Source organism: Streptomyces himastatinicus ATCC 53653 (assembly GCF_000158915.1).
In the GTDB taxonomy this organism is placed as follows: domain Bacteria; phylum Actinomycetota; class Actinomycetes; order Streptomycetales; family Streptomycetaceae; genus Streptomyces; species Streptomyces himastatinicus.
Genome location: NZ_GG657754.1, coordinates 5069587 through 5094861, shown reverse-complemented (window position 1 = coordinate 5094861; position 25275 = coordinate 5069587). Strand labels below are relative to the sequence as shown.

The window sequence follows — 25275 nt, the reverse complement described above, 5'->3', positions numbered from 1 at the left end:
GTGTTGATCGGTGAGGTGGCGCGACGGTCCGGGGTGAGCGCCCGCATGCTCCGGCATTACGAGTCGCTGGGTCTGGTGCGGCCGTCGGGCCGTACGGGCTCCGGTTATCGGGAGTACTCCGGTGAGGACATCCGGCGGATCTTCCACATCGAGAGCCTGCGGTCGCTGGGCCTGTCGCTGCGCGAGATCGGGCGCGCGCTCGACGACCCCGGCTTCACGCCCTCGGCGCTCGTCGGCGACCTCATCCAGCAGACACACGAACGCATCGCGGCCGAGACCGAACTGCTCACCCGGCTGCGCCGGATCGACGCCGCGGACCCCACCGGCTGGGAGGACGTCCTCCAGGTCGTCGCGCTCCTCCAGGCACTGGGCTCCAAGAGCGCCGACGCGCGCCAGCGCGCCGCCCTCTCCTCGGGCGACGAGGCTCCGGTGCCGGTGGAGGCCCTGGTCGAGGCCGTACTGAACGAGACGGACACGAACGTCGCCGGAGCCCTCCGCTGGGCGCTGGCCCGCTCGGGCGACGGCGTACCGGCCCTGCTCGCGGAGGGCCTCGACTCACCGCTGGCCGCGGTGCGGGAACGCGCCGTTCAATCCCTCGCCGAGCTGCCCGCCGACGAGGCCACCGCGCACCTGCGGCACACCCTGGCCCACCCCGACGCCGTGGTCCGCGGGCATGCGGCGCTGGCGCTCGGGACACGCGGATTCGCCGATGCGGTCCCGACCCTCATCGACATGATCGTGGACGGAAGGAACGACACCGACGCGGCCGATGCCCTGAGCGTGCTGGCGACCGACACCGCGACGGCGGACCAGATCGCGGCCGAGTTCGTCGCCCGCCTCGCCCACGACACCACCGAAGCGCCCGCCCGCGGCCGGCTGACCCAGGCCCTGGCCGGTCTCCCGGGGACGACGGCGTCACGTGCCCTCGCGGAGCTGTCGCACGACGAGGACCGCGCCGTCGCGCTGACGGCGACGTACCTCCTTCAGCTACGCGACAGGCGGTGACGAACCCTTGACGGCCTCCGCGATCCGCAGGGCGGCCTGGGCGGGCGTGAGGTGGGTGGTGTCGACGACCTCGGCCTCGGCGTGGAGCCATGTGCGGGCCGCCTCGGCGTAGGGCTCAAGGTATTGGAGACGGAACGAGGAGGGGCCGAGATCAGTGTCCCCCTCGATGCGCCCGCGGAGGGTGTCCTGGTCGGCGTGGAGGACGAAGTGCCGTACCGGAATGGCATGGTGGGCGAGACCGGTGCTGATCTCGCGCCAGTACTCCTCGACCAGGACGGTCATGGGCATCACCAGAATGCCGCCGGTGTAGTCGAGTACGTGGCGGGCGGTCTCGACCACGAGCGGCCGCCACGGCGGCCAGTGCTGGAAGTTGCCCGTCCAGGGCAGCCCCGGCGTGATGTCCATGAGCGTCTCGCCGACCTTCTCGGCGTCGAACACCCGAGAATCCGGGATCAGCTGCTGTACGAGCGCACTGGTCGTCGTCTTACCCGCGCCGTGGGTGCCGTTGAGCCATACGATCACCGGCCTCACGCTAGCGCTGTGCGGCCCGCGGGAACGGGAGCTTCACGCATCAGGCCGCCGACCCGCCGGTGTCCGGCGGGTCGGCGGTGCCCGGCCGTGGTCAGGCGCAGGGCTTGTAGAACTGGGCCCAGCCGTCGCCGGGCATGGACGGCGGCTCGGCCGTGGTCCCGAACTCGCCGTACTTCTCCTTGAGCGCGTAGTCGAAGTCCCCCGGGCCGCTGCCCGGCTCCGTCAGGCGCACATCCCGGTCCAGCTGCCCGTCACCGGAGTTGTTGAGGATCGCGAGGTCCGGGTAGGCGTCGTCGCCGTAGTTGGCGATCCGGAGCTGCTTGACCTCGCCGTGCTCGCCGATGTCGGAGTGCCGGGAGTCGGCGGAGCCCAGGTTCGCCCGCTTGAGCGGGCCGGGACGGTACTCCGCGAGGCGCGCTGTCGAGGGGTCGTCCCCGCCGGACGGCTCGACGATGTTGACGACGATGTCCAGGGTGCCGTCGTTTTGGAAGTCGGCGACCGCGGCGGTCGCGACCTCCCCCTTCTTCGTGCCCAGGAGTTCGCTGACGGACTGCTTCTCGCCGAACGAACGACGCCCCGGCGTAACCGGCGACAGTCAGGGTCAAGGCGACAGCCGCGATCGGCGCGGCGATCAGACGTGAGCGCTTGCGAAGCATCTACGAATTCCTCACGTCGTTGCTGCGAGCTGAGATGGCTGACGGTCCGCGAGCTACTGGTCCGTTCCACCGCCGAAAGGAACGGCATCCGCTGCCACGGTGTGCCAGTTGGTGACGACGGGCTTGTCGACGGTCATCGTTTCGACCGGCAGGGAGACCGGGTTGGGGTCCTCATTGCCGACGCCGACGATGATGCTGTCCAGTTCCTTGCCGGCGTCGTCGTTGGTGGTCTTCGGGTTCACACCGGCGTAGGCGATGGTCCCCTTGCCCAGCGTGATCGCGTCCCCGACGGACTGCTCCGCGGGACCGGCCTCGGTGCCGTCCGACCCGAAGGCCACCGTGGGAAGCGCGGCGGGCAGGGTGCAGGTGATGCCCGGCTTGGCCTTCGCGATGATCAGGACGTAACCACCGGCCTGCGACTCGCTCCTGGTGCTCCAGGAGATGCCGTTGGCCCCGCACGCCTGCCCGACCTTGCCACGCCCGCCGTTACCGGTGTCGGCACCGGAGCCGTTGCCGTTCCCGTTCCCGTTGTCGGCCGTGACCCCGGCCCCGGCCTCGGCGGAGGCAGACGACTCGTCGGACCGGGCACTCGTGTCCTCCTTGGCGCGATCCCAACCGTCCTTTGCGATGCCCGTATGCCGTTGATGTCAGCGCTGATGTCGCTCTAGTCGTCCCGGCGGCGCTTGCGTCCAGCCATCACCGCCAGCCAGATCACCCCGGCCACCAGCAGCACGCCCACCACCAGGACCACGACGTCCAAGTCGACGTCGCCTCCGCCGGGCACGGGCAGTTCCGGCTCGTCGGGAGCGATGTCAGCGAGATTCATCGGGTTGCCTCCATGGCTGCTCGGCCTCTCAGGGCGCATCGTCGGGTCGTACAGGTCACACGGGCGCGGAGGTGGAAGGGGAAGGGGAAGCCGAGAGGGAGGCGGGGCCCGTGCCGAGCCCCAGCACCAGCATCAACAGCACCGGGAACTCCAGGTACGCGTGATACGTGGCGATCGCAGCGTACAACTGCTTCCCCGAGGCGTAGTCGCTGGCGAACAGCGCAGCCAGTGCCGCGCCGCCCGCCAGCCCCAGCGCCCACACCCGCCACCCGTGCAGCAGCGGCACCCGACGCTCGAAGGAGGCGGTCGCCTCCGGCGCGTACCGCGGCAGGAACCAGACCCACACCACGTAGTGCATCGTCTGGAGGAAGGCGAAGAGCGCGAGGAACCGCAACGCCACCGCCGAGTCCAGCCACGCCGGTGGTGTGTACGCCGCGGACAGCCGGTCCGCCCAGGCCGTCCCCGGCGCCAGCAGGCCGTCGAACGCGCCCGCCAGCAGCAACCCGGGCACCGCCACCACCCAGCCGCACTGCACCGCGCGGAACAGCCGCCGCCCCCGCTCGAGCCCACGCGACCACTCCCAGAGGAACAGCAGCGGCACCACGTTGTGCAGGTGAGCGAGGACCACGAAGTGGTAGTCGGGATAGGCCAGCGAACAGGCGGCCGCGCACACCAGCACCCCACCCGCTCCCACGCACAAGCCGCGCCGCCCCCGCAGCCCGTGCACACAGGCGGCGCCCAACAGCCCATAGGCCAGCAGGATCTCCGCCGTCCGCGGCAGTTCGCCGGCCGGCAGCAGTCGGCACAGCACGATCCCGGAGGTCAGAAGAAGCAGCAGCCGCAAGAACGGCCCGGCCAGTACGGCATCGAAACGGCCCAGCACATAGCGCAGCTCCGTGACGTTGTGCAGGATGCCGAAGAGCGCCAGCCCGAACACCGTCGTCCCCACGGGCAGCCGCAACGCCATGACCAGCGCACCCACCATCGCCAGCGGAAACCCGACCGTCGCCACCGGACCCAGCACGGTCCGCTGCCGACCATCGCCCTCCGCCGCACCGGCGAGGTGCACGCCCGTGATCCCCGTGGCCATGTGGCCCCTTCCCCCGTGACACGATCGCGGCCGTGCCCTACGCCCTGGCCCTCGGCCTCACCCTGCTCGTCGAGGTGCCGCTGTACTCGGCGGCCCTGCCGGCACTCGGACGCGTACGCCCCGGCCGGGCCCTCATCGCTGCCGTACTCGTCAACTGCCTGACGCATCCGGTGCTCTGGTGGTTCCTGACCAGCGGCTTCCCGAGCGCGGCCCGCGCGACGGGCACGACCTCGGCAGCGTACCCGGTGGCACTTTCGCTCAGTGAGGGCGTGGTGTGGCTGGCGGAGGCGCTGCTGCTCCGGTACGGGCTGCGACTGCGCGGCCCCCTCCCCTACGCCGTCGCGCTCACCGCCAACGCCGCCTCCCTTCTGCTCGGCCTGCTCCTCACGGGCTGACCGCCGCAGTGGTGGTCGTTGTGGGGTGGAGGCGGACCACGGCGTCGAGGCCGCCGCCACGGGCGGGTTCCAGGGTGATGTGGCCGCCGCTGGCGCGGGTGAGTTGTTCGACGATGGGCAGGCCGAGGCCGGTGCCGTCGTGGTGGGTGTCCGAGGCGCGCCAGAAGCGGTCGAAGGCGCGGTGGCGTTCGGCCTCGGTCATGCCGGGGCCCTGGTCGACGACATGGAGTTCGACGACCCGGGGCGTGTGGGTCGTGGCGAGGGTAATGGTGGTGGCCGGGGGCGAGACGCGCAGAGCGTTGGCGAGCAGGTTGTCGATGATCTGTTCCACGGCTCCGGGGATGGCCCAGACACGGCCGGCAGAGCGACCCGTGACGGCGATGCGGACCTGCTGCTCGGCGGCGAACGGTTCCCAGATGGCGGCGCGGTCGGCGACCACGATGTCGAGGTCGCACGGTTCGGGGGTCGTGGCGTTGTCTTCCAGGCGGGCCAGGGAGAGCAGCCCTTGGATCATGCGGCTGAGGCGTTCGGTCTCCTCGATGGCTTCGTCGAGGCTTTCGTGGGCCGCCGGGTGGAGGTGTGGCTCGAAGTTCTCCAGGCGTATCCGCAGCGCGGTCAGCGGGGTTTTGAGCTGGTGGGAGGCTTCGGCGGCGAAGGCGCGTTGCGCGCGGAGCAGGTGCTGTAGGCGGGTGGCGGTATGGGTGAAGGAAGCTGCCAGGTGGTGCAGTTCGGGCGGCCCGATGTCGGTGGCGGGCGGAGTGGTGAGGGTGCCATGGGCGAGCTGGGTGGTGGCGCGTTCCAGGGCATGGACGGGGCGCACGATCCAGCGGGCGAGCGCGACGGCGATCAGGGCCACGGCGGCCAGAATGCCCAGGCCGATGGCGGCGAGCGTGCCCCAGATGTCGTGGACGCGGTCGTCGAGCACGGTGGTGGGCCGGCTGAGCCGCAGCGCTCCGCGGATGACGGTGCCCGAGGAGCCGGGCATGGTGGCGTACCGGGTCTCGGTGCCCGTGCCCGTGTCGCGGGCGGTGCCGACGGTGGGCTGGTTGCGCAGGGCCGCGGCGATGTCCGGAGTGGCGGACAGATCCGCGCCGGCGGGGCCGGCGGTGTCGGTCAGGACGGTGCCGGTCTTGTCGACGATGACGACGTGGGCGCCGTTCTCTTCGGCGTAGTCGGCTGCCAGCTCGGGGAGCTCGGCCTGGTCGCCCTTCTCGATGCGTTCCTCGGCGACCTCGGCCAGCATTCCGGCGTCGCGTTCGATGTCATTGCTGAAGCGGGACAGCTCGCCTCGGGCGTAGACGAGACCGAAGGGGATCTCCAGGCCCAGCAGGACCAAGAGGATCAGGCCCAGATAGCTGGCCAGCAGTCGCCGGGTCACCGGTCGGCCTGCCCGGGCCCGGGGGCCACACCCGGGGCGGGGGCGGACGCGTCGGGTACGCGCAGGCGGAAGCCGACCCGGCGGATGGTCTCGATCCAGGCCGGGTCGCCGAGTTTGCGGCGCAGCGCGGCCACGTGCACATCCAGGGTCCTGGTGGGGCCGAAGAAGTGCGGATCCCAGACCTGGTCCATGATCTGCTGGCGTGAGCAGACCGCGCCAGGGTCCCGGGCAAGATGGGCGAGCAGGTCGAACTCCTTCGGCGCCAGCGCGACGGGCTGTCCGGCGAGGTGGACCTGGCGGGTGCGGCGGTCGATGCCCAGCGGCCCCACATGCCGCACGCCGTCCGCGGCGCCGACGGGAGCGGCCACCGCGTGTGGTTCTTCGCCTCTCGCGGTGATCATGATGATGGGCACCTCGGAGCGCTGACGCAGCATCCGGCAGACGTCGATGCCGTCCATATCGGGCAGGCCCAGGTCGAGCAGCACCATCTCCGGCTCGGCCGCCGCCAGCGCGGCGGCCCCGGTCCGGACCCGCTCAACGGTGAACCCGTACTGGCCGAGGCCCTCGGCCAGCGGGCCGGCGATACGTTCGTCGTCCTCGATGAGCAGCACCTGCATGGCGCCAGATTCACACAGCTCAGCCGTTACATGTGCCGTGGTCACACAAATCCGTCCTTGGCCTGTCGAGGGAGGCTCCCGCCGAATTCCCCGGTCATCGACGGCGGCCGCGGGGTGCGGCACTGCCGTCCCATCCCGCGGCCCGGCACATCAGTTGCCGTCGTCGTCTGCCTCGTTCTTGGTCTTGACGACCTTGTACGTCTTCGGGTCGAGGTAGACCTCGACCTCGCCGCCGTCCGACTTCTTGATCTCCACCGCGTACGTGCCGGGGTTCTCCACGTCCTCCTCGGACTTGACCACCGACCCCGGGTGCGCCTTCAGCGCCGCCGCCTCGGCCTTCTGCTTCGCCTCACCGGTCAGCGGCTTCTCCTTCGCCTCTCCGGCTTCGCCGCCTTCCGCCTCCGCGTTCCCGCCACCGCCGCCGTCGGAACCGGCAGCACCGTGCGTCGCCTTCGAGCCGTCCGCGCCGGAACCACCGGAGTCGGAGCCCCCGCAGGCGACCAGGCCGAAGAGCAGGACACCGGTGGACAGGGCGGTCAGGGCGCGGGTCTTGACGTTCATGACAACTCCGTGGATCGGGGAGAGGAACGGCCGGGCCCGATCGCGATGCGAAGGTCCGGCCCCTGGGGAACGTCAACGACCCTAGGAACGAGCGGTCCAAGGACCGGCCAGCCTACGACCAGCGAGCCGCCAGGAAACGGACAACCTTTTCGGTGGCGGGGAGGGGCGACGGGGATGCCGTACGCCGGATATACGTGGTTGCGGTACTTCACCGTGAGCTGACCGCCGACATCATCGACCAACGGGGGCTTCGACGTCGTGTTCTCCTCATCCGCCGCACCACCCGGCCCGGCCGCACCGCACATGATCGTCTGCGGTGACGACGCGCTCGCGCACCGCCTGGCCGCCGAGCTCCACGGCGTCTACCGGGCACGCGTGACGGTCGTCATCGCGGGCGGTGGTTCCCTGGCGGAGTCCACGGGGCAGCGGCTGGCGGGAGGCCCCGCCGCCACGCTCTTCGGCCGGTTCACCGCGGCTGTCGGGCGGGTTCCGCTGCCCCGGCAGCCCGTGGCCGACGACGAACCGGACGCGAGCGTGCGCGTCGTGGAGGCCCACGCCCTGGACGACGGCGTGCTGACCGAGGCGGGTGTGGAGCACGCGACGGCGCTCGCCCTGGTCCATGACGACGACGAGACCAACATCCACGCCGCCCTGCGCGCCCGCCGCCTCAACCCCCGGCTGCGGCTGGTCATCCGGCTCTACAACCGCAAACTCGGCCAGCACCTGGAAGAACTCCTCGACCAGGCGGCACGGGTCGCCGACCCCGGCATGGACCCGGCGGAGCTGGACGCCGCCGCCACCGTCCTATCGGACGCCGACACCGTGGCTCCCGCCCTGGCCGCCACCGCCGTCGCGGGCACCAGCAAGGTGGTGCAGGCCGACGGGCTGCTGCTGCGGGCGGCCGAACGCACCCCGCCCGGCCGCGACGAGACCACCGACCCCGGCCTGTGCACCCTCGCCCTGCTCTCGTCCACCACCAGCGACCCCGGCGGCAGCGAGGGCTCGGACAGCAGCGGCGACGAGGGGCCCAGGCTGCTGCCCGGCGACGCCGAGGTCGCCGCCGCCACCGGCCGCGGCACGGTGGTGCTCGACGCCGTCTCCGCCACCGGGCCGCCCATGCCGCCACGGCGGCTCGGCAGCCGCCGCGTACCCCTCGCCTCGCTGTTCTCCCGCCGACTGCGCTGGTCCGTCGCCGGAATGGTGATCGCCGTGCTCGCGCTCACCCTCGCCTCCTGGCGGCTCACCGGATCCGGCCTCGTCCACGCGGCCTACCTCACGGTGCTGGACGTACTGGCCATCGACGAACCGGCGCTCGACGAGCCGACCGCGCGCAAGATCCTCCAGCTGCTGTCCGGGCTGACCGGACTGCTCCTGCTCCCCGTCCTGGTGGCCGCCGCCTTCGAGGCGCTGGGCACGTTCCGTACCGCGTCCGCGCTGCGTCGCCCCCCGCGCGGCCTCTCGGGCCATGTCGTCCTGCTCGGCCTGGGCAAGGTCGGCACCCGCGTCCTGGCCAGGCTCCGGGAGATGGACATCCCCGTGGTGTGCGTGGAAGAGGACCCCGGGGCGCGCGGTATCCCGCTGGCCCGCAGGCTGGGAGTGCCGACCGTCACCGGCGACGTCACCCAGGAAGGCGTCCTCGAAGCCGCCAAGATCCAGCGGGCACACGCCCTGTTGGCCCTGACCAGCTCCGACACCACCAACCTGGAAGCGACGCTCTACGCCCGCTCCGTCAAACCCCGGGTACGGGTGGGATTGCGCCTGTACGACGACCAGTTCGCCACCGCCGTCTACCGCACCCTGCGCGCCGCCCACCCCCAGGCCATGACGCGCAGCCGCAGCGTCTCCACCCTGGCAGCGCCCGCCTTCGCCGGGGCGATGATGGGACGCCAGATCCTCGGCGCGATACCGGTCGAACGCCGCGTGCTGGTCTTCGCCGCCCTGCACGTCGCCGGACACCCGCAGCTGGAAGGCCGTACCGTCGCCGAGGCGTTCACCCCGGGCGCCTGGCGGGTGATCGCCCTGGACGCGGCGGAACCCGCGGACCGGCAACGCGACCTGGCCGCCGCGCCCCGTCACGACGGCGACGCACGCGAGCCCGGCCTGGTCTGGGACCTGTACCCCGGCTATGTCCTGCGGGCCCAGGACCGCGTGGTGCTGGCCGCCACCCGCCAGGGCCTGGGCGAACTCCTCGCGGGCCACGCGTCCGCCGGATCCCACGGATCTCACGGATCTCAGGGAGCCGACCGATGAGAGAGCGCCGCCCCCTCCGCTAGCGCGCCACGCGGTAGCGGAGGTAGACGACGTTCGAGCTGAAGGTGCGGGTCTCGACGAGTTCGAGATCCACCCGGCGCTCGTGCTGGGGAAAGAACGGAATGCCACCGCCGACCAGCACCGGGTGGACCATGGCCCGGTACTCGTCGATCAGACCCGACGCGGCCGCCTCGGCCGCGAGAGTCGCACCGCCGATCGCGATGTCGCCCTCTCCCGGCTCGGCGCGCAACCGCTCGATCTCCTCCGCCACGCCGCCGGAGGCCAAGCGGGCATTGCCCCGCACCGCCGACAGCGTGGTCGAGAACACCACCTTCGGGAGCGGGTTCCAGAGCCCGGCCCACTCCAGCTCCGCGGCGTCGAGCGAGGGATCCTGGTCGGCGTTCTCCCAGTACAGCATCGTTTCGTACAGCCGTCGCCCCAGCAGGTGGACGCCGACCTCTTGGATCCCGTCGATCCAGAAGCGAAAGACCTCCGGGTCGGGCACCGTCCAGTCGAAGCCGCCGTCCGGCCCGACGATGTAGCCGTCAAGGGAGAGGCCCATCGAGTAGGTCACGCTGCGCATCGGAGGTCCTCCTCGGTAGCGGGTTCGACAGTACGACCGCCGGACGCCGCAGAACTCATCGCAGCTCGCGGGACCCTCTGGACCAAGACCCTGGTGGACGATTCAAGGTGTCGTCCAGTTTGTCCGCATTTAGGGTGTGCGTCATGGGTCGAATACACAAGGTGATCCCGTTGCTGACGGTCGTCGTATTCGTGTTATTGCACGTCTTCGCCTATCCGAGCACGCGCTTCGCCAATGACTCATACCGCTACGCTCGCTCGGCGTACGAGTTCTTGGGCGACCCCCACCGGAAAGCCCAGGACAAAGCGCTGCGGGCCTACTGTGCGGACACCGCGGCGATGCTTCAGCGGAACCGCATGCTGCATCAGATCGATTTCCGGGACCCGGTGCGCCGTAATGAGTTCCAGGACTGCCTGGCCCAATATGCGGATGGCCTCAACCCCAGTAATCCGCGGTACGAGGCGCTCTTTCACGCTCGTCCCGCCTATCCACTGCTGGCCGCACCGTTCGTCTGGCTCTTGGGTGCCAAGGCGGGGCTGACGGCCGTTGCCCTGGGTTTCACGGCGCTCGGAGGGCTGCTGGTCCTGGTGCTCCTGCGCGCGCTGCGTGCACCGCCTCCGGTGGCATGGCTCGGTCAGTGCCTGTACTACGTCACGCCCATAGGGCTGTGGGGGAGCCGGCCCATGACGGAAGGTCCGGTGCTTGCCCTCATGGTGGCCATGCTGCTCGGTGCGGTGTGGCTGTGCCAGGGGCGGCGGGCGGCGGGGGCTCTGCTGTCCGTGGGGGCCTTCGCGCTGGGGTTCGCGGTCAAGTACTCGAGCTTCGTCCTGGTGGGGCCATGCCTGGCGGCGGCGGGTGCCCTGGCGCTGATGTTCGTTCCACGAGCCCGGCACAAGGGCACGCGCTGCCTGCTCATCGTCTCGCTCTTCGAGTCCCTGGTCGCCTTTGCGATGAGCAGGGTGCTCCGGTTGCCCGGACTGGAGGCTTCGCTCCAGGACACCTTCACCCTCCACTGGACGTACGCCGAAGTCACCAACCCATGGCGGCTGCTGGTCCGGCTCGATGCCAACTACTGGTGGCAGTGGCTCCAGACAGAGGCGTTGGCTCCCTCTCTGCTCTTGCTCCTGGTTCTGGGCGCCTGGGGTGCGATGAGCCGCTCGGTGCCCATCGCGCTGTGCCTGATCGCCCTGGGAGGTACGGGCCTGCTGACGTCCGCGGCCCATCCGGTGGCGATGGAAGGCGACAGGCTCTACGTGCAGGTGTGGTTGATAGTCGTCGTCGGGCTGCCCCTCCTGGTCGAGCGGCTGCGCATGAGCGGCGGGTCCTCCGACGCGCTGCCTGCGCGAAGTGACCCTCTGATGAAGAGCGACGGACGCCGGTGAGGAACGGCAAGGCCGTATCCTCCAGTAGGCGAGGCAGGCGCTGCTGAAGGTACCCGACGAACGACCAGGAGGCTGACCGGTGATCACTCTGGCCGCAGTCGGAGGAGTGGCCCTGATCGAACTGGGCATGGCCCTGACCCCGGGACCGAACATGATCCACCTCGCCTCCCGCGCGATCACCCAAGGCCGCAGGGCGGGCCTGGTCAGCCTCGGCGGGACCGCCGTGGGATTCGTGTGCTACCTGCTGGCCGCGGCTGCGGGCCTGTCCGCGTTGTTCGCCGCCGTGCCGGTGGCGTTCACGGTGGTCAAGCTCGCCGGGGCCGTCTACCTGGGCTACCTCGCCTGGGGCATGCTCAAGCCCGGGGGCCGCTCGCCCTTCGCCCCGGCCCAGGACCTGCCGCCGGTCTCCGACGCCCGCCTGTTCTCGATGGGGCTGCTGACCAACCTGCTCAACCCCAAGATCGCTCTGATGTATGCCGCCCTGCTGCCCCAGTTCCTGGACCCGCAGGCAGGCCCGGCCTGGGGACAACTGCTCCAACTCGGCGGTGTGCAGATCATCGTGGGGATCTCCGTGAACGCTCTGATCATGCTGGGCGCAGCACGGGTCTCGGGGTTTCTGGCCGCCCGGCCCCGCGCCATGACCGCCCAGCGGTTCACGGCAGGCGGTTTGCTCGGCGTCTTCGCGCTGCGCACCGCGCTGTCCCGCACGCCTGTCTCCACCTGAGCCAAGCCACGACACGGCTCAGCCCGTCCGCAGGCCCTCGAGCCTGCGGGGGCCCGATAGAGTCCCGGCCATCGCGTTGCGGCTGTTGTGCACGAGGGTGAGGCGTCTGCTGGGGCGAAAGATGTGGCTGGCGGATCCGGGCGAGCGGATCCAGTCCGGGCACACGGCGGACGACGACAAGGGGAGCGAGCCGGAGGACGGCGCCTTGTACCGCGAGATACGGATGTGGGAGGCCCGCCGGGCGCCCGACGGGACCGACCTCGTACGGACCTTCGCCTACCCGGAGCGGCCGCTGCCCCCGGGCGGGCTGGACGAGTACCGGAAGGCACGTAAGCAGGGCAGCCGCTCCATCGTCCTGTGGGCCGACCCTCACCGGGAGCGGAAGCTGGCGACGGTGGTCACCAGGACGGCGTCCAGGGGCCGCCCGGCGACTTACGACGTGGCGGACGAGTCCGGGGCGCCGCTCGGCTCGATCGTCCGCGAACCGGCCGCGAGGGGCGGGCAGGTCAGGACCCGCTGGACCGTACAGCAGACCGGCCGCCCAGCCGCCGTGGGCCACAAGGGGCACCCCTTCTGGTGGGTCGTGTGGTGGCTGCTCTGGCCCGTACAGCTGATCCTCGCCTTCCTGAGCATCCTCGAGGGCGCCTCGGCGCGGACACCGCGGCGCACGAAGTGGCGGATCGACGGCGAGACCGTCCTGGACTGGCACGACGACGGCTACGAGTTCCAGCTGTCCCTCCTCGCGGACTGGTGGGACGAGCGGCTCATCGCCGCCCTGGTCGCGCTGGAGGAGAGCCACGAGAGCCGGCTGGGCGACCCGTGGGACAACGTCGCGCACTAGGCAGTTTCGTTCGGGTCAGCGATCGGACCAGAGGAAGATGCCTTCGGGGACTCACCCGTCGTCACCGACACCGTCGAGGATCCCGTGCCGGCCGCTGCTCAGACCACCGGGATGATGCCGCCGTCGACGCGGAACTGCGCTCCCGTGAGCCACTTCGCGCGCCCGGACGCGAGGAATGCGATCATCTCGGCGACGTCCTCGGGGTCGCCCGGGTGGCCCATGGGAACCTTCAGGTGGTCCACGATCTGCCGCGTGACCTCGTCCGTACCGACACCCCGCTGGTCGGCGATGTGCTGAAGGTGGGCGGTGGCGCCCTCGGTGACGACGAAGCCCGGGAGGACGCACACCACGCGCACCCCGTACTCGCCCACCTCGGTCGCCAGTTCGCGGCTGTAGGCGTTGAGCGCCGCCTTGGCGGCGGCGTAGGACGCCTCCGTGCGCTGCGGAAGGCGGCTCGCGATCGAGGAGACGTGCACGACGACGCCGGACCCCCGCTCGGTCATCCCCGGCACCAGGGCCCGGTCCAAGCGCACGGCGCTGAGGAGGTTCATCTCCAGATCCGCACGCCAGGACGCGTCCGACCGGCTCAGGGTCGGCGCCGGGGCGCTCGCCGCGCCCGCATTGTTCACGAGTACGTCCACCCCACCCACAAGGTCGATGACCTGTCGGCCGAGCTCCGCCACACCCTGCTCCGTCGAGAGGTCCGCGGGGATGAACGTGGCCGGCAGGTCCTTCCTCGGCTCGCTCCGAGAGGCTGTCAGCACGGTCGCGCCCGCTGCGGCGAAGCGGCGGGCGGTTGCCTCGCCCAGACCGCGGCTGCCACCAGTGACCAGCACACGAAGGCCGTCCAGCCCTTCTCCTGCAACCGTCATGAGTGCCCGTCCCTCCGTAAGATGAACCCGACTCCGGAAACAATACATAACCGGAACCGGACTCACCTTACGGAGGTTCTGTTGCCGTCATCACGTCCGCTGCGCGCCGACGCGCGGCGCAACCGCGAGGCGCTTCTCTCGGCAGCGCGGGACGCGTTCCTCGGCGGCCACACCGACGCGCACGTCGAGGAGATCGCCCGCAGGGCCGGGGTGGCCGTCGGAACGCTCTACCGCCACTTCGATACGCGCGAGGCCCTCGTCGAGGAGGTCTACCGCAAAGAAGCCGACGACCTGTGCGCCGCACCCGCGAAGCTCCTGGACCAACACGCCCCGGACGAGGCCCTGCGGCGCTTCCTGTTGCTGCTCGTGGACCACGCGGCCGTGGGCAAAGGGATGGCCGTCGCCCTGGAGAGCATCATGGCAACGGACTCACCGGTCTTCGACGACGCCCGCACCCAGATGGCGAACGCCCTCACCCAGCTACTCGACGCGGGCGCCAAGGCCGGCGCCATCCGCGACGGCGTCACCGGTCCCACCCTGCTGCGCGCCCTGGGGGGTATCTGCGCAATGCGCGCCGTGGAGGGCTGGCAGGACGAAGCCAGACAGATCACCGCCATCCTCTTCGACGGCCTGCGCTTCGGCGCCCCACGGGCAACCTGAGCCGCACCACTGTCGGGTGCCAGGCGCCGCGGCCCGCCGATGTCGTTGCAGTACGAGTTCACGCCTTCCTGACTGCGGCCACTCCAGTGCGGCTGATCCGCTCCGCCTGGCGCTCTCCCGGCGACCCGCGGCCCCTCCCGCCCGCGGACGCGATCGCGGTCGCCCCGGCAACGTTCAACACGATCAACAACTGGGCCGCCGGGATCTCGGACACCCTGGCCGTGGGCATCCTGTACGGACAGGGCTGGGCGCGCCGTCGCCCACTACGTGGCAGTCGCGTACGCCATGCGCGGGCGCGGGTCAGTCCGTGTCGGGCTGGGTGCGGCGGGCGTAGGCGCGGGCGGCGCGGGCGCGGTCGCCGCAGCGGGTGGAGCACCAGTGGCGGCGTCCGGCGCGGAGCAGGTAGCGGTTGCAGGGGGTGGAGCCGCAGGCGGTGAGGCGTTCGGCGTCAGGGCCGGTGAGCAGGTCGGCGGCGTCCGCGGCAAGGGTCGCCAGGGCGTGGTCGACGATCTGGGTGGTGGGGTGCGGGGCCGCGCGGTAGGGGCCGTTCTTCTCGTCCCAGTGCAGCAGGGCGGCGGTGGGGACCCGGGTCAGTGCGTCATTGATGGCGGCCAGCGCCGCGGGCAGGGCGGGCAGTGCGGCAACGCGGGACGCGAGCAGTGCCCTGATCTGTTCGCGCAGTGACCGCAGCTGCGCGGCGCACATCTCCTGCATACCGGTGTCCGCCGGAGCGAGATCGTGGTCGACCAGCCACTGATTGGTGGCGGCGGGGGTGCCGAGGAGGTCGAGGAACTGGCCGCCGGGCATCGCGATGGCGCTGTTGGCCAGGTCGAGGGCGGGGTACTGCTCGGCGCCGGGTGCGGGCGGGAGCGGTTCGGCGGTCAGGGGCTCCTTCATGTGTCTCATGGTACGGCTTGCGTTTATCCGTGAGAAATGCTCTTCTGTCGTTCACGGATAGGCCACCTCTCAACCGTGAGGAACCTCTTTCATGTCTGCCCTCAGCCCCACCGGCGAGCCCATGCCCGTACGCGTCTTCGGCGGCCCGACCGCCCTCTTCGAGTACGGCGGCCTGCGCTTTCTGACCGACCCGACCTTCGACGCACCCGGCGACTACCCCAGGCCGGACGGCCGACGGCTGACCAAGACGGCCCCCTCCTCCGGCAGCCCCGCCGACCTCGGCCGCATCGACGTCGTCCTCCTCTCCCACGACGAGCACCCCGACAACCTCGACCACTCCGGCCGCGCCCTGCTCGCCGACGTACCCCTCACCCTCACCACCCCCGGCGGTGGACAGCGCCTGGGGGAGGGCGCCACGGGGCTGACCGACTGGGAGTCGGTCGAGCTGGACCGTCCCGGCGGCGGCACGATCACCGTGACCGGCGTGCCCGCCGTCCACGGCCCCGGACCGCGCGAGGAGGTCGAAGCGGTCACCGGCGAGGTCGTCGGCTTCGTCCTGACCGGTGACGGCCTGCCCACCGTCTACGTCAGCGGCGACAACGCCTCGCTCGACGCGGTCAAGGAGATCGCCGAGCGCTTCGCCCCGGTCGACACCGCCGTCCTCTTCGCCGGAGCCCCCCGTTTCCCCAACCTCTTCGACGGCGCGTGCATCGTCGTCGACAGCGCCCGGGCCGCCGAGGCGACCCAGATCCTCGGCGCCCGCCGGGTGGTTCCCGTCCACTACGACAGCTGGGGCCACTTCACCGAGGGCCGCGAGGAACTGGTGGCCGCGTTCACCGCCGCGGGACTGGCCGACCGCCTGGACCTGGGCTGAGCGGCCGGCTCACTGTCGTGACGCACGGCAGCCGCCCCGCCTCATCCGGCCGCGACCGGGGGAGGCCCAGCGCTGCCGACCCGACTGCGGCCGTACTCCGCGAGTGCGCTGAAGGCGGCCTTGGGCTCCCATGGCAGGCCGGGATAGGTGGTTCCCGTGCGGCCGTCGGTGAGGACCTTGACGATGCCGAAGGACGCCTTGTCGAAGTCGCGGTCGTCGTTGTCCTCGTCATGCGGCAGGTCGTAGCGGGCGAAGGTGTAGACGAAGGCCGCGTCGATCCCGGAGTGTTCGACGACGGAGCCCAGTTGGCAGCCGGGATCGACACCCGCGTCGCAGCCGACCGCAAGGCGGCCAGTGAGAAACGCGACGATGAGCCATCTGGCACGAGAGGCGTAGAGAGGTCTGGGCAACAAAGAAGCCCCGGGCCGCTGGCCTGGGGCTTTGTGGTGTCTGATCGTGTCTTCTTATCTACCGGCGCCCCGATGCGCTCGACCGTGCTTGCCAGGAGGTCGATGCGGGCGGTCGAGCAGGCAACGGCGGTCACCTCGCATGGTCCGGGGCGCAGGGCGGACAGCGACGCGGCGGTCGTCGCGCGCCCGCCCCGAGCACGCATGTCCCCGTCTATGCGGCGGGGGTGAGTTCGGCGCGGCCGAACAGCAGCGCGTAGCCGGAGGGGAGCTGGCGCAGGATGCGGGTGATGAGGTCGGGGCCGGCGTAGGCCGCGACGGCGGAGAAGACGGATCCGGTGTCCCAGCGGGTGGTGGCCAGGGAGGCGCCGGTGCGGGCGGCGAGGTCCTTGACGAAGGCCCAGCCGCCCAGCGGCTGGGTGTCGGGGATCTGGGCGGTGAGGATGCGTGCGGCTTCGAGGGGTAGGCGGGCGGCCAGTTCGACGCGTTCGTCGCCGGTCAGCTGACGTCCCAGTCCCGCGAGGACGAGGCAGGCGGCTCCTTCGGCCTTCTCGCGGGTGGGGTAGGCGCCGTCGTAGCGGACCTTTTCCAGCATGTGCTCGTACGCCCTTGTGCGGGGCTGCTGGAGCGGTGCGCTCTGGTCGGACATCACTGCGGTGGTTGCCTTTCTGTCACCAGGGTCGTGGTGGCCGGTGTGCGGTCACCGGGGGTGGGTGGTCAGGTGGGTCGGGGGCGGCCGAAGAGGAGGTCGTAGCCGACGGGGAGCTGGAGCAGGATCTCGCTGAGGAGGTCGTCGCCGGCGCTGTCGGCGACCGTGGACAGGACAGCGCTGACGTCCCAGGCCGCGGTCTGTTCGGTGGCCCCTTCGATCCAGGCCGCGGTCGCCCGCACGAACCGCTCCGGGGTTAGCGGCTCGGCGCTCTGTAGCGGGTTGAGGAGGATCAGGGCGAAGCCTTCCGGCAGACGCGCCGCCAGCTGGGCGCGTACCTCGCCGACCAGGTGTGCGCCCAGCAGGGCGAGCACCACGCGGGCCGCGCGTTCGGCCTCCTGCGGAGTGTCGTATTCGCCGCGTTCCTTCACATGGTCGAGGAACGCTTCACGTCGCACAGCCACGTCGGCCGTCGCCCCCTTCCTCGGCCCGTGGCGCGGAGGACGGGCGAGGGGGAGATCAGATACCCGTCCTCCGCCGCTGTTCAGCCCTTGTCTGTCCGGTTCAGCCGGAGATCTCCTTGCGGCCGGCTCCGACGCCGATGGTGACCTTGCGGGGCTTGGCGCGCTCGGCGATCGGGATGCGCAGGGTGAGCACGCCCGCGTCGTAGTCGGCCTGGATGTGCTCGGTATCGAGGGTGTCGGCGAGCGCGATCTGGCGGGAGAAGGCGCCCAGCGGCCGCTCGGACAGTTCCATCTGCACGTCGTCGGTCTTCGCCAGGGGTCGGCGCTCGGCCTTGACGGTCAGCATGTTGCGTTCGACGTCGATGTCGATCGCGTCCGCGCTGACGCCGGGGATGTCGAAGGCCACCACGTACTGGTCGCCCTCGCGGTAGGCGTCCATCGGCATCGGGGATGGCCGGGACCAGGTGGCCGGTCCCATCAGCTGCTGCGTCAGCCGGTCGAGCTCACGGAAGGGGTCGGTGCGCATCAACATCGGAAAACACCTCCAGGAAGGTTCGGGCAGTTGCTGCCAATGCGCCTCACTGATTCCGTTGTAGCATGTCATCCAATGGATGACAAACCTGATGTCGTCCAAAGGACGACTACCTGAGGGAGGTGCCCATGACCCCGGCCGACCAGCCGGCATCGTCCAGTGCCGACACACAGAGCCCGGCGTCGTTCCTCACTGCCGCGGCAGCCCTGCACGCCATAGACGACGCCCTGCACGCCGCCCGCCAAGAGGTCCCCGGCGCTGCCGACACTCACGACGTCGGCCCGGAGCAGGCCCTGGCCTCGCTTCTCCTGCTGCGGCAGGTACGCGAGCAGCTCGCTGGATGGGAATCCGGGCTGATCGAAACCGCTCGAGAGGCGGGTGCCAGCTGGGCGGACCTCGCCCACCCTCTCGGCGTCGCCAGCCGCCAGGCCGCCGAACGCCGCTACCTGCGCAACCGGCCCGGTCCCGCCGGAACCACCGGCGAACAACGCGTCCAGGCCACCCGCGAACGCCGCGCTGCCCAACGCACCACCACCACCTGGGCCCGCCGCAACGCAGCCGACCTGCGCCGCATCGCCGGCCAGATCGCCGCCCTCACTGACCTGCCCACCACGGCCCGCCTCCCGCTCAGCCAGCTCCACGCCGCCCTCGCCCACGACGACCCCGCCGAGCTCATCCGTCCCCTCAACGCCACCCGCCCCCACCTGACCACCACTCACCCCGACCTCGCCGCACAACTCGACACCCTCACACCGCCCTGACCCCACTCGTTACTCCAAAGCGCGCGCGAGACATCCCCCGCGTCGTGCGGACAGCGGGCGTCAACGTTTTCTCCATCGCTGCTCACAGCAGCACGGGACGTGCCCGTCGCCCGCCTCTTCGACGTCGAGGACCTCGTGGGTATCCCGGACGACGACGATGTGGAGAGGGAGAAGCGCACGGTCGAGGGCGTCCCGTCGGCGCCCCGGGTGAAGGAGGACGGAGATGTGCGCACGTGATCTGGCCGTGGAGTACGAGTCGGTCAGCGTCGATGACGACGCACTGGCGGCGGCCCGCCTCCTGGCCGAGCGCCAACTGCCCGGGCTGCTGGTCCTGGACGGGGACGGGGAGCCGAAGGCGATCCTGCCCGCCTCCCAGGTGGTGAAGGCGTTGGTCCCGGGCTATGTGGTCGAGGATCCGGCGCTGGCGGCGGTCGTCGACGAGAACCACGCGGACCGGCTGTGCGAGGCACTGCGCGGCCGCCGGGTGGGTGACCTGCTGTCCGACGAGGCGGCCCGGCCACCGATCGCCGCCCCCGACGACACCGCGCTGGAGGTGGCCGCGTTGATGGCGCGTGTGCGCAGCCGCTGGTGGCGGTGGCCGATCGGGACAAGGCGGGCCCGTACCTGCTCGGGGTGATCACCGCCTCGCAGCTCCTCCATCGGCTCCTCGGACCTGTGGAGCCCCATGAGTGACTGGCACTGCTGGGCGGCGATCGCCGTTTTCGTCGTCGCCTACGTGGCGATCATCAGTGAGCGCGTGCACCGCACGGCCGCCGCCCTGGCCGGGGCGGCGGCCATGCTCGACATCGGTGCCACGGACGACAAGGCCGCCTTCTTCGACGAGCACCCCGGGATCGACTGGAACGTCGTCTTCCTGCTGCTGGGCATGATGGCGATCGTCGGGGTCCTGCGGCAGACGGGCCTGTTCGAGTATCTGGCGATCTGGGCGGCCAAGCGCGCCCGCGGCAAACCCTTTCGCGTGATGACCATGCTGATAGTCATCACCGCCTCCGCGTCCGCGCTGCTGGACAACGTCACCACGGTCCTGCTGGTCGCCCCGGTCACCCTGCTGGTGTGCGAACGCCTCGCGCTGCCAGCGGCGCCGTTCCTGATCGCCGAGGTGCTGGCGTCCAATATCGGCGGTACCGCGACGCTCGTCGGTGACCCGCCGAACATCATCATCGCCAGCCGGGGCGGGCTGACCTTCAACGACTTCCTCGTCCACCTGGCACCCATCGCCGCGCTGCTCACCGTCGTGCTCGTGCTGCTGTGCCGGGTGATGTTCCGCAAGGCGCTGGTGTACGACGAGCAGCACGCCGCCGAGGTGATGGCGCTGGAGGAGCGCGAGGCCATCCGCGACCACCGGCTGCTCTACCAGGGCCTGGGAGTCCTGGCCCTGGTCGTTTTCGGGTTCGTGGCGCATCCGGTGCTGCACTACGCACCCAGCGTGGTCGCCCTGCTCGGCGGCGGGCTGCTCATCGCCATCTCCAAGGTGGAGACCGGTGAGGCACTGAAGGAGGTGGAGTGGCCGACGCTGGCGTTCTTCGCCGGCCGTTCATCATGGTCGGCTCGCTCATCGAGACCGGTGTCATCGGAGAGATCTCCCGCGCCCTCGCGGACGCCACCGGCGGCAGTGAACTCGGCGCCACGATGCTGCTGCTGTTCGGCTCGGCTGTGCTGTCCGGGGTCGTCGACAACATCCCCTACGTCGCCACCATGGCTCCTATCACCGCCGACCTGGCCCACGGCTTCGGCAGCGGTGACGGTGTCCACGTGCTGTGGTGGGCCCTCACCCTGGGCGCAGACCTGGGCGGCAACGCCACGGCCATCGGCGCCTCCGCCAATGTCGTCGTCCTGGGCATCGCCGAACGCAACCGCCAGCCCATCTCCTTCTGGCAGTTCACCCGGTACGGCCTGGTCGTCACCGCCGTGACCGTGACTCTGTGCGCCGGATACCTGTGACTGCGGTACTTCGCCCTGAACTGACCGTACGCGTCACCGACCCACCGGAATCCACGGACCACAGGGAGCGGACCGATGAGACAGGACCGGATACACGCCGACTTCCTCGGCGGCTACGAGCGGATGCTCGTCGACGTCTCCGATACCGGTCTGCTGTGGGGTTCGCTGCTCGGTGCGGTCCGGGGGTCCGACGCGGCGGTGAGGGTCCGTACCGCCGACGCGTTGCTCGGTGCCGTGGACACCGCCGTCGCCACCCCCCTGAGAGGTTTAGACAACAAAGAAGCCCCGGGCCGCTGGCCTGGGGCTTTGCGTTGGAGCGGGTGACGAGAATCGAACTCGCGCTCTGAGCTTGGGAATCAACGACGCTCTCCGGGGCTGTCGTGCGGATGACCAGGGAAACGTGACCAGCAGGGCGTGTGGGGGTGGGCTTGATCGCCCCGTTCTTGACCGCTGCTGACTGCTGCGAAGGGCATGGATAGGGCACGGAGCCAGCGGATGCGCAGAAGGTTCTTCACTTCCGTCGGCTCAGTGAGCTGCATCGCCTGCAAGCCCACCTCGTCGAGGCCGGCCTTGCAGATGCCAGCCGAGCGCCAGGGGCGAGCCTGCTGGTCATATCTCTATCGTGGCGAGATGGTCGGCGGTTCCCCCGCACCACTCGACCAGGAAGAGCGTGGCGTCGTCGGTGGTGACCCCGCCGCGTTCTCGCATCAAGCCGTGGGACAGGCCGCGCACCATCTCCTGCACGCTTTCACCCTCGCACCTCGCGCGGTTCACGAAGTCGAGCAGCCGTTCCTCGCCGAACTGCTCTTCGCCGGTGCGATGCTCCTCGACGAGACCGTCGGTGAAGAAGAGGATCCGGTCGCCGCGGGACAGCGCCTGCTCGCTGATCTGCGGAGTGGCGCCGCCGAAGCCGACGGGTAGGGTGCCAGGGCTCTCCAGCGCCTGGATGACGCGGTGGTCGCGGATCAGCAGGGGCGCCGGGTGCCCGGCGTTGACCCATTGCAGATGGCCGGTTCCGATATCCAGGCGCATCATCTGTGCAGTGACGAAGTGGTCGGGCCCGAACTGCTCGTCGATGGCCGTGTCCATGAACGTGTACAGCTCGGCGAGTCCGACGTCGGCGCGTCTGGCATGCCGGTAGGCGCCGATGGCGACGGTGGCCAGCACGGCGGCGTCCAGCCCGTGGCCCATGGCATCGATGATGGCCATGTGCAGGATGTTGTCGTTCAGGGCGTAGTCGAAGCTGTCACCTGCGGCTTCGTAGGCGGGCTCGAGGATTCCGGCCACCGCGACCTGCGGTGTGATCATGGTCAGCGGGGGCAGCAGCGACCATTGGATTTCCGCGGCCAGGGTCATCGGCTCACGGCGCCGGGCCTGGAAGAACTGATCGGTGTAGCTGTTCTTGGTGACCAGCATGTCGGCGACCAGGCCGGCGAGGCGCCGCAGCAGCCGCCGGTCGTCGTCATCGACGCTGCTCAGGGTGATGGCCAGCACCCCCACCTCGTCGCTGCCGTCCAGCAGCGGCAGGAACATCCGTACGCCATCGGTTTGCGGCTGTTCCACCGTCGTCGTGCTCAGAAAAGCCCTGCCGGCCTGAGAATCGTCGATCCGCTCGGGTTCCCCGGTCACGAGTCTCATGCCCGGCAGGGGAGCCAGTATCAGCTGGTCGTAGTCCTGAAGGAGGATCGAGACGTCCCGCCCGCCGATCCTGCTCACTTCCTCCGCGACCAGCGGGGCGATCAGCTGGGGCGGCATCTCGTGAGCCCGGTCCAGCAGCAAGCCCAGCAGCCGCTCACCGAATCCCTCTGACCGATCCACCGTGACTTTACGGAAGTCCGCTTCGCCTTCTGTCATGGCGACCTCGTTTCGCCGCACCGCCCTCACACGAGGCGAGCTTTTGTGTTATTTGCCGCATTTCACTCCTGCTGCCTCCTCCGCCCTTCCGTATCGGGAGCTCCCCGATACAACGGCCCCGGTGCAGAAACACCGGGGCCGCCCTTTCGGGGCGGTCGCACGTGAGAGTGAACCGGCCCCTTCACCATGCTATGCCTGGCGCACCTTTCCGGCATGAGGGACTTTTCGGCGCCGGGAGTTCTTCCGTCGACGCGGATACAGGGCGTGAGCGATGTGCCCGCACCCGCGGAGGAGCATCACTTCAGGCTTCGTCCGTCTGCGTGCGGTTCTGCCCGGAGGACCGGCTTGCTACCAGCCAGGACCGTGCCGGCTCTGCCGTGTGAGTGGTGTCCACGGTGAGATGGAGGCGGGTTCCGCCTTCCGCGCCGGCGGGGTAGCTCCGCTGTTCGGTGCCGTCGAAGCAACGACGGAGTACCTCCGCAACCTGACGGGCGACCTCGGGGGACGCGGCGACGATACGCACTTCGGCGCGCCCTGCCGAGGGTGGTTCCGGTGGCTGCATGGTGACCTCGTTCATCAGGAAGACGTGGTGGTGGGCGTGGGGCCTCGCTTCGTGCCCACCGGCCCCGGTGGAGAGAGGGTCATGCGTCGTTCGCGGCCCTGCCACGGTGTTCGAGGTAAGGAGGGGGCGGCGGGTGATCAGGCGGGCTGGCCGGCTGTCGGCTCTTCCGGCTCCGTCGGCCGACTCCCGGCAGGGCATCGCTGTAGTGGAATGCTGCGATCCGCTCGTTGTGCTGGCCATTGAGCAGGTGGATCAGCAGCACCCCGAGCGTGATCATGGCGATGATCACGGACACGGTGATGACGGTCTCCACATCCTCACCTCCCTTGGAGCAAAGGATTCCGGTCGGGTTCGGCCTCTGGCCGCCACTGAGGCGGCCCACCATCGGTCTCCCACTCCTCCTCCCGGCTGAGATCCTCCCCGGCCTCACGGAAGGCGGATTCGCTCGCCATCAGACCGCTGGCGGTGAGGAGGCCACCGACGGTGGCCGCGGCGGCCATCAGCCGGGCGGCTGCTGCCGCACTCGTCTCCGGCGGGATCACCAGAAGGTCCCAGCGGCCTGCGGCGTAGGACAGCAGGATCAACTTATGCGGGTCCTGCTCATCGGTGAACCAGCCCACGTTCACCGTGTGCCCGGTCGTCGGCACCTTGCGCGGAATCACGGGCCAGTGGGCCGGGTTCACGGAGACCCGCGTGATCCGGCCCCAGCGTGCGTCCAGCACGTCTGTCAGGGCGGGCAGCTCACGGAGGAGATCGCGGGAGCGGGGCCACCACGCACCGTCCAGAGCACCTGGAACCGGGCTGGCCGTGGCCAGTGACAAGCGAACCGGTGGCGAGGGCACGCGCTCATTGGTGGTCGTACGGTCGATGGCCACGGTCATGGCGCGGACCTGTCCCCGGGCGCGTCTTGCAACGTCCCGGTGTTGTTGCTCGCCAAGAACGACACCCGCGGGGAAGCCGGTGTGCGAAGTGCTCCCGGTGTTTTCACTGTACTCCGGGGCGTGACCCCGCTGAGCCACCGCGTGATCAGCCACTTCTTCGGTAACCCGGGTCCGGATCCACGGGGCGCGGCTGAGCCTGGTCGTGGGCTCTCGGAGTACGGTGAAACCGGCGGTCCACCGAACCCCGCAGAGGGTGAGCAGACCATGTCCGACGCCGACACCCCGCGTGAAGCGAATCTTCTGCCGGACGCCATCCACCATGCTGTGAAACCTGGAACAGCCCTGCTGCGGTTGGCGACGACACATACCCGTGAGGGCATCCTCGACGGTGCGTGGTGGCCGCGTTCCCGCGACATAGGCGCCGAGCTTCCCGCTTTGGTCAGCGCGCTGACCGAGCACCTCGGGCCCGTCACGCGCGTCGGCCTGGACTCCGACGCCTGGGAAGGACTGCCGACACGAATGATCATCGACGACCGCATCGTGCACATCGACTCGTTCCCGGTTGGCGACGACACCATCCTCATCACCCGAAGCGATCAAGACCTCTTCTCCCTGCTGGTGATCCCGCCGCACGCGACGCCCGACGCGGCACGCACGGCGATGGCCCGATCCATCCGCGTCGACAACATCGCGCAGGCCAAGCAGATCCTCATCGACACCGGCACCGGCACCGGCGGCCGGGCCCGCCCGATCGCCGAGGAAGGCCCGCAGACAGGCCCGGAACGCCGCGGCACGTCCTGACGCCTCCTTGCGGCGCGACCATAGCCACAGCCTGCTGACGTCCAGTAAGGCACCGACGTCACCCCTCTGATGAAAGGTCGGCCGCGAACTTTTCCTGGTTGCCGCTGCATTGGGCCCATGACGGCTAAACGCGCCTCCTTGGCGCGCGGTTTTGCCCGTGCCACCGTCGGTGCATTCTGGTGCGGCTCTGCGCCCGTCCAGGCGGATCGAACGGCGTAGCCGCCCCGTTCAGCCCGCCCACTCGTGATGGGGAAGGGCGG

At 70.3% G+C, this 25275-nt stretch carries 32 protein-coding genes and 2 pseudogenes; 15 read left to right on the top strand and 19 right to left on the bottom strand.

What is annotated here, in order from left to right; translation table 11 throughout:
- On the top strand, window positions 1-1005 hold the full coding sequence (locus tag SSOG_RS21395; RefSeq protein ID WP_009716324.1) for a MerR family transcriptional regulator: 1005 nt from the start codon (window positions 1-3) through the stop codon (window positions 1003-1005).
- On the opposite strand, the gene SSOG_RS21390 is transcribed toward SSOG_RS21395, so the two are convergent.
- The 5 genes from SSOG_RS21390 to SSOG_RS21375 all read right to left on the bottom strand — a co-directional run bounded on the left by SSOG_RS21390 (window position 988) and on the right by SSOG_RS21375 (window position 4108).
- Window positions 988-1527, bottom strand: a complete 540-nt coding sequence (locus SSOG_RS21390) for a P-loop nucleotide/nucleoside kinase family protein (RefSeq protein WP_009716323.1) — start codon at window positions 1525-1527, stop codon at window positions 988-990. The two genes, SSOG_RS21395 and SSOG_RS21390, sit on opposite strands and share 18 nt — an antisense overlap.
- Window positions 1528-1627: 100 nt before the next feature.
- Window positions 1628-1768: a hypothetical protein gene (locus SSOG_RS56180; protein WP_009716322.1), complete on the bottom strand. Its 141-nt coding sequence runs from the start codon at window positions 1766-1768 to the stop codon at window positions 1628-1630.
- Between the two features lie 477 nt (window positions 1769-2245).
- Window positions 2246-2821, bottom strand: a complete 576-nt coding sequence (locus SSOG_RS21380) for a DUF4232 domain-containing protein (protein ID WP_078510360.1) — start codon at window positions 2819-2821, stop codon at window positions 2246-2248.
- A 35-nt stretch (window positions 2822-2856) separates the two neighbouring features.
- A complete protein-coding gene (locus SSOG_RS52465) occupies window positions 2857-3018 on the bottom strand; it encodes a hypothetical protein (protein WP_154685965.1) in 162 nt (53 codons plus the stop codon).
- A gap of 55 nt (window positions 3019-3073) precedes the next feature.
- A complete protein-coding gene (locus tag SSOG_RS21375) occupies window positions 3074-4108 on the bottom strand; it encodes a hypothetical protein (RefSeq protein ID WP_009716319.1) in 1035 nt (344 codons plus the stop codon).
- Window positions 4109-4140: 32 nt separating this feature from the next.
- Here SSOG_RS21375 and SSOG_RS21370 point away from each other — a divergent pair, with 32 nt between their 5' ends.
- The gene (locus SSOG_RS21370; protein ID WP_009716318.1) at window positions 4141-4503 is read left to right on the top strand and encodes a hypothetical protein; all 363 of its coding nucleotides are present in this window, start codon (window positions 4141-4143) and stop codon (window positions 4501-4503) included.
- On the opposite strand, the gene SSOG_RS21365 is transcribed toward SSOG_RS21370, so the two are convergent.
- The 3 genes from SSOG_RS21365 to SSOG_RS21355 all read right to left on the bottom strand — a co-directional run bounded on the left by SSOG_RS21365 (window position 4493) and on the right by SSOG_RS21355 (window position 7059).
- Window positions 4493-5881, bottom strand: a complete 1389-nt coding sequence (locus SSOG_RS21365; RefSeq protein ID WP_009716317.1) for a sensor histidine kinase — start codon at window positions 5879-5881, stop codon at window positions 4493-4495. The two genes, SSOG_RS21370 and SSOG_RS21365, sit on opposite strands and share 11 nt — an antisense overlap.
- Window positions 5878-6498, bottom strand: coding sequence for a response regulator transcription factor (locus SSOG_RS21360; protein ID WP_009716316.1), 621 nt, complete (start codon window positions 6496-6498; stop codon window positions 5878-5880). Before SSOG_RS21360 ends, SSOG_RS21365 begins: the two co-directional genes overlap by 4 nt.
- A 150-nt stretch (window positions 6499-6648) precedes the next feature.
- The gene (locus SSOG_RS21355) at window positions 6649-7059 is read right to left on the bottom strand and encodes a PepSY domain-containing protein (protein WP_009716315.1); all 411 of its coding nucleotides are present in this window, start codon (window positions 7057-7059) and stop codon (window positions 6649-6651) included.
- A gap of 303 nt (window positions 7060-7362) precedes the next feature.
- Between SSOG_RS21355 and SSOG_RS21350 the strand changes: the two genes are divergently transcribed.
- A complete protein-coding gene (locus SSOG_RS21350) occupies window positions 7363-9309 on the top strand; it encodes an NAD-binding protein (protein WP_009716314.1) in 1947 nt (648 codons plus the stop codon).
- A 19-nt stretch (window positions 9310-9328) separates the two neighbouring features.
- Here the strand turns inward: SSOG_RS21350 and SSOG_RS21345 are convergent, their stop codons facing one another.
- A complete protein-coding gene (locus tag SSOG_RS21345; RefSeq protein ID WP_009716313.1) occupies window positions 9329-9892 on the bottom strand; it encodes a dihydrofolate reductase family protein in 564 nt (187 codons plus the stop codon).
- A 170-nt stretch (window positions 9893-10062) separates the two neighbouring features.
- Here SSOG_RS21345 and SSOG_RS21340 point away from each other — a divergent pair, with 170 nt between their 5' ends.
- The 3 genes from SSOG_RS21340 to SSOG_RS21330 all read left to right on the top strand — a co-directional run bounded on the left by SSOG_RS21340 (window position 10063) and on the right by SSOG_RS21330 (window position 12839).
- The gene (locus SSOG_RS21340; protein ID WP_154685964.1) at window positions 10063-11274 is read left to right on the top strand and encodes a hypothetical protein; all 1212 of its coding nucleotides are present in this window, start codon (window positions 10063-10065) and stop codon (window positions 11272-11274) included.
- 79 nt (window positions 11275-11353) lie between these two features.
- Entirely contained in the window at window positions 11354-11998 is a 645-nt protein-coding gene (locus SSOG_RS21335) for a LysE family translocator (RefSeq protein ID WP_009716311.1), read from the top strand.
- Between the two features lie 97 nt (window positions 11999-12095).
- Window positions 12096-12839 carry a hypothetical protein gene (locus SSOG_RS21330; protein ID WP_009716310.1) on the top strand — a complete coding sequence of 248 codons (744 nt, stop codon included), beginning with the start codon at window positions 12096-12098 and terminating at the stop codon, window positions 12837-12839.
- Between the two features lie 98 nt (window positions 12840-12937).
- Here the strand turns inward: SSOG_RS21330 and SSOG_RS21325 are convergent, their stop codons facing one another.
- A complete protein-coding gene (locus SSOG_RS21325; protein ID WP_039938262.1) occupies window positions 12938-13711 on the bottom strand; it encodes an oxidoreductase in 774 nt (257 codons plus the stop codon).
- 81 nt (window positions 13712-13792) lie between these two features.
- Between SSOG_RS21325 and SSOG_RS21320 the strand changes: the two genes are divergently transcribed.
- Together SSOG_RS21320 and SSOG_RS48695 are read left to right on the top strand one after the other, a co-directional pair.
- Window positions 13793-14371 carry a TetR/AcrR family transcriptional regulator gene (locus SSOG_RS21320; protein WP_039938261.1) on the top strand — a complete coding sequence of 193 codons (579 nt, stop codon included), beginning with the start codon at window positions 13793-13795 and terminating at the stop codon, window positions 14369-14371.
- A gap of 95 nt (window positions 14372-14466) precedes the next feature.
- Window positions 14467-14616: pseudogene (locus SSOG_RS48695) on the top strand (flavoprotein); the annotation flags it as partial.
- Window positions 14617-14671: 55 nt separating this feature from the next.
- Here the strand turns inward: SSOG_RS48695 and SSOG_RS21315 are convergent.
- Window positions 14672-15268 (bottom strand): ABATE domain-containing protein, encoded by a 597-nt coding sequence (locus SSOG_RS21315; RefSeq protein ID WP_039938260.1) that lies wholly within the window; start codon window positions 15266-15268, stop codon window positions 14672-14674.
- Window positions 15269-15359: 91 nt separating this feature from the next.
- Here SSOG_RS21315 and SSOG_RS21310 point away from each other — a divergent pair, with 91 nt between their 5' ends.
- Window positions 15360-16142, top strand: a complete 783-nt coding sequence (locus tag SSOG_RS21310; protein ID WP_009716305.1) for an MBL fold metallo-hydrolase — start codon at window positions 15360-15362, stop codon at window positions 16140-16142.
- 41 nt (window positions 16143-16183) lie between these two features.
- On the opposite strand, the gene SSOG_RS21305 is transcribed toward SSOG_RS21310, so the two are convergent.
- From SSOG_RS21305 to SSOG_RS21290, 4 genes are all read right to left on the bottom strand, one after another.
- Window positions 16184-16552 carry a hypothetical protein gene (locus SSOG_RS21305; RefSeq protein ID WP_039938259.1) on the bottom strand — a complete coding sequence of 123 codons (369 nt, stop codon included), beginning with the start codon at window positions 16550-16552 and terminating at the stop codon, window positions 16184-16186.
- Window positions 16553-16763: 211 nt separating this feature from the next.
- Entirely contained in the window at window positions 16764-17198 is a 435-nt protein-coding gene (locus SSOG_RS21300) for a DUF2267 domain-containing protein (protein WP_425385426.1), read from the bottom strand.
- A gap of 68 nt (window positions 17199-17266) precedes the next feature.
- Entirely contained in the window at window positions 17267-17662 is a 396-nt protein-coding gene (locus SSOG_RS21295) for a DUF2267 domain-containing protein (RefSeq protein ID WP_009716302.1), read from the bottom strand.
- Window positions 17663-17762: 100 nt separating this feature from the next.
- Window positions 17763-18194, bottom strand: a complete 432-nt coding sequence (locus tag SSOG_RS21290) for an Hsp20/alpha crystallin family protein (protein ID WP_009716301.1) — start codon at window positions 18192-18194, stop codon at window positions 17763-17765.
- Window positions 18195-18322: 128 nt separating this feature from the next.
- Between SSOG_RS21290 and SSOG_RS21285 the strand changes: the two genes are divergently transcribed.
- The 5 genes and pseudogenes from SSOG_RS21285 to SSOG_RS21270 all read left to right on the top strand — a co-directional run bounded on the left by SSOG_RS21285 (window position 18323) and on the right by SSOG_RS21270 (window position 21241).
- Window positions 18323-18955: a hypothetical protein gene (locus tag SSOG_RS21285; RefSeq protein WP_039938257.1), complete on the top strand. Its 633-nt coding sequence runs from the start codon at window positions 18323-18325 to the stop codon at window positions 18953-18955.
- A 99-nt stretch (window positions 18956-19054) separates the two neighbouring features.
- A complete protein-coding gene (locus tag SSOG_RS53770; RefSeq protein WP_167542439.1) occupies window positions 19055-19192 on the top strand; it encodes a hypothetical protein in 138 nt (45 codons plus the stop codon).
- Window positions 19179-19592 carry a CBS domain-containing protein gene (locus SSOG_RS21280; RefSeq protein ID WP_009716299.1) on the top strand — a complete coding sequence of 138 codons (414 nt, stop codon included), beginning with the start codon at window positions 19179-19181 and terminating at the stop codon, window positions 19590-19592. The genes SSOG_RS53770 and SSOG_RS21280 overlap by 14 nt, the downstream gene beginning before the upstream one ends.
- 48 nt (window positions 19593-19640) lie before the next feature.
- Window positions 19641-20917: pseudogene (locus SSOG_RS21275) on the top strand (ArsB/NhaD family transporter).
- Between the two features lie 75 nt (window positions 20918-20992).
- On the top strand, window positions 20993-21241 hold the full coding sequence (locus tag SSOG_RS21270) for a hypothetical protein (protein WP_009716297.1): 249 nt from the start codon (window positions 20993-20995) through the stop codon (window positions 21239-21241).
- 285 nt (window positions 21242-21526) lie between these two features.
- On the opposite strand, the gene SSOG_RS21265 is transcribed toward SSOG_RS21270, so the two are convergent.
- From SSOG_RS21265 to SSOG_RS21250, 4 genes are all read right to left on the bottom strand, one after another.
- Window positions 21527-22771, bottom strand: a complete 1245-nt coding sequence (locus SSOG_RS21265) for a PP2C family protein-serine/threonine phosphatase (protein ID WP_009716296.1) — start codon at window positions 22769-22771, stop codon at window positions 21527-21529.
- A 301-nt stretch (window positions 22772-23072) separates the two neighbouring features.
- On the bottom strand, window positions 23073-23333 hold the full coding sequence (locus tag SSOG_RS56175) for a hypothetical protein (protein ID WP_009716295.1): 261 nt from the start codon (window positions 23331-23333) through the stop codon (window positions 23073-23075).
- A gap of 79 nt (window positions 23334-23412) precedes the next feature.
- Window positions 23413-23646: a hypothetical protein gene (locus tag SSOG_RS21255; RefSeq protein WP_039938255.1), complete on the bottom strand. Its 234-nt coding sequence runs from the start codon at window positions 23644-23646 to the stop codon at window positions 23413-23415.
- 4 nt (window positions 23647-23650) lie between these two features.
- Complete coding sequence (locus SSOG_RS21250) at window positions 23651-24214, bottom strand: DUF5994 family protein (protein WP_009716293.1); 564 nt, start codon at window positions 24212-24214, stop codon at window positions 23651-23653.
- Between the two features lie 264 nt (window positions 24215-24478).
- Here SSOG_RS21250 and SSOG_RS21245 point away from each other — a divergent pair, with 264 nt between their 5' ends.
- Window positions 24479-25015 carry a DUF5994 family protein gene (locus tag SSOG_RS21245; RefSeq protein WP_009716292.1) on the top strand — a complete coding sequence of 179 codons (537 nt, stop codon included), beginning with the start codon at window positions 24479-24481 and terminating at the stop codon, window positions 25013-25015.
- The last annotated feature ends 260 nt before the right edge of the window (window positions 25016-25275 follow it).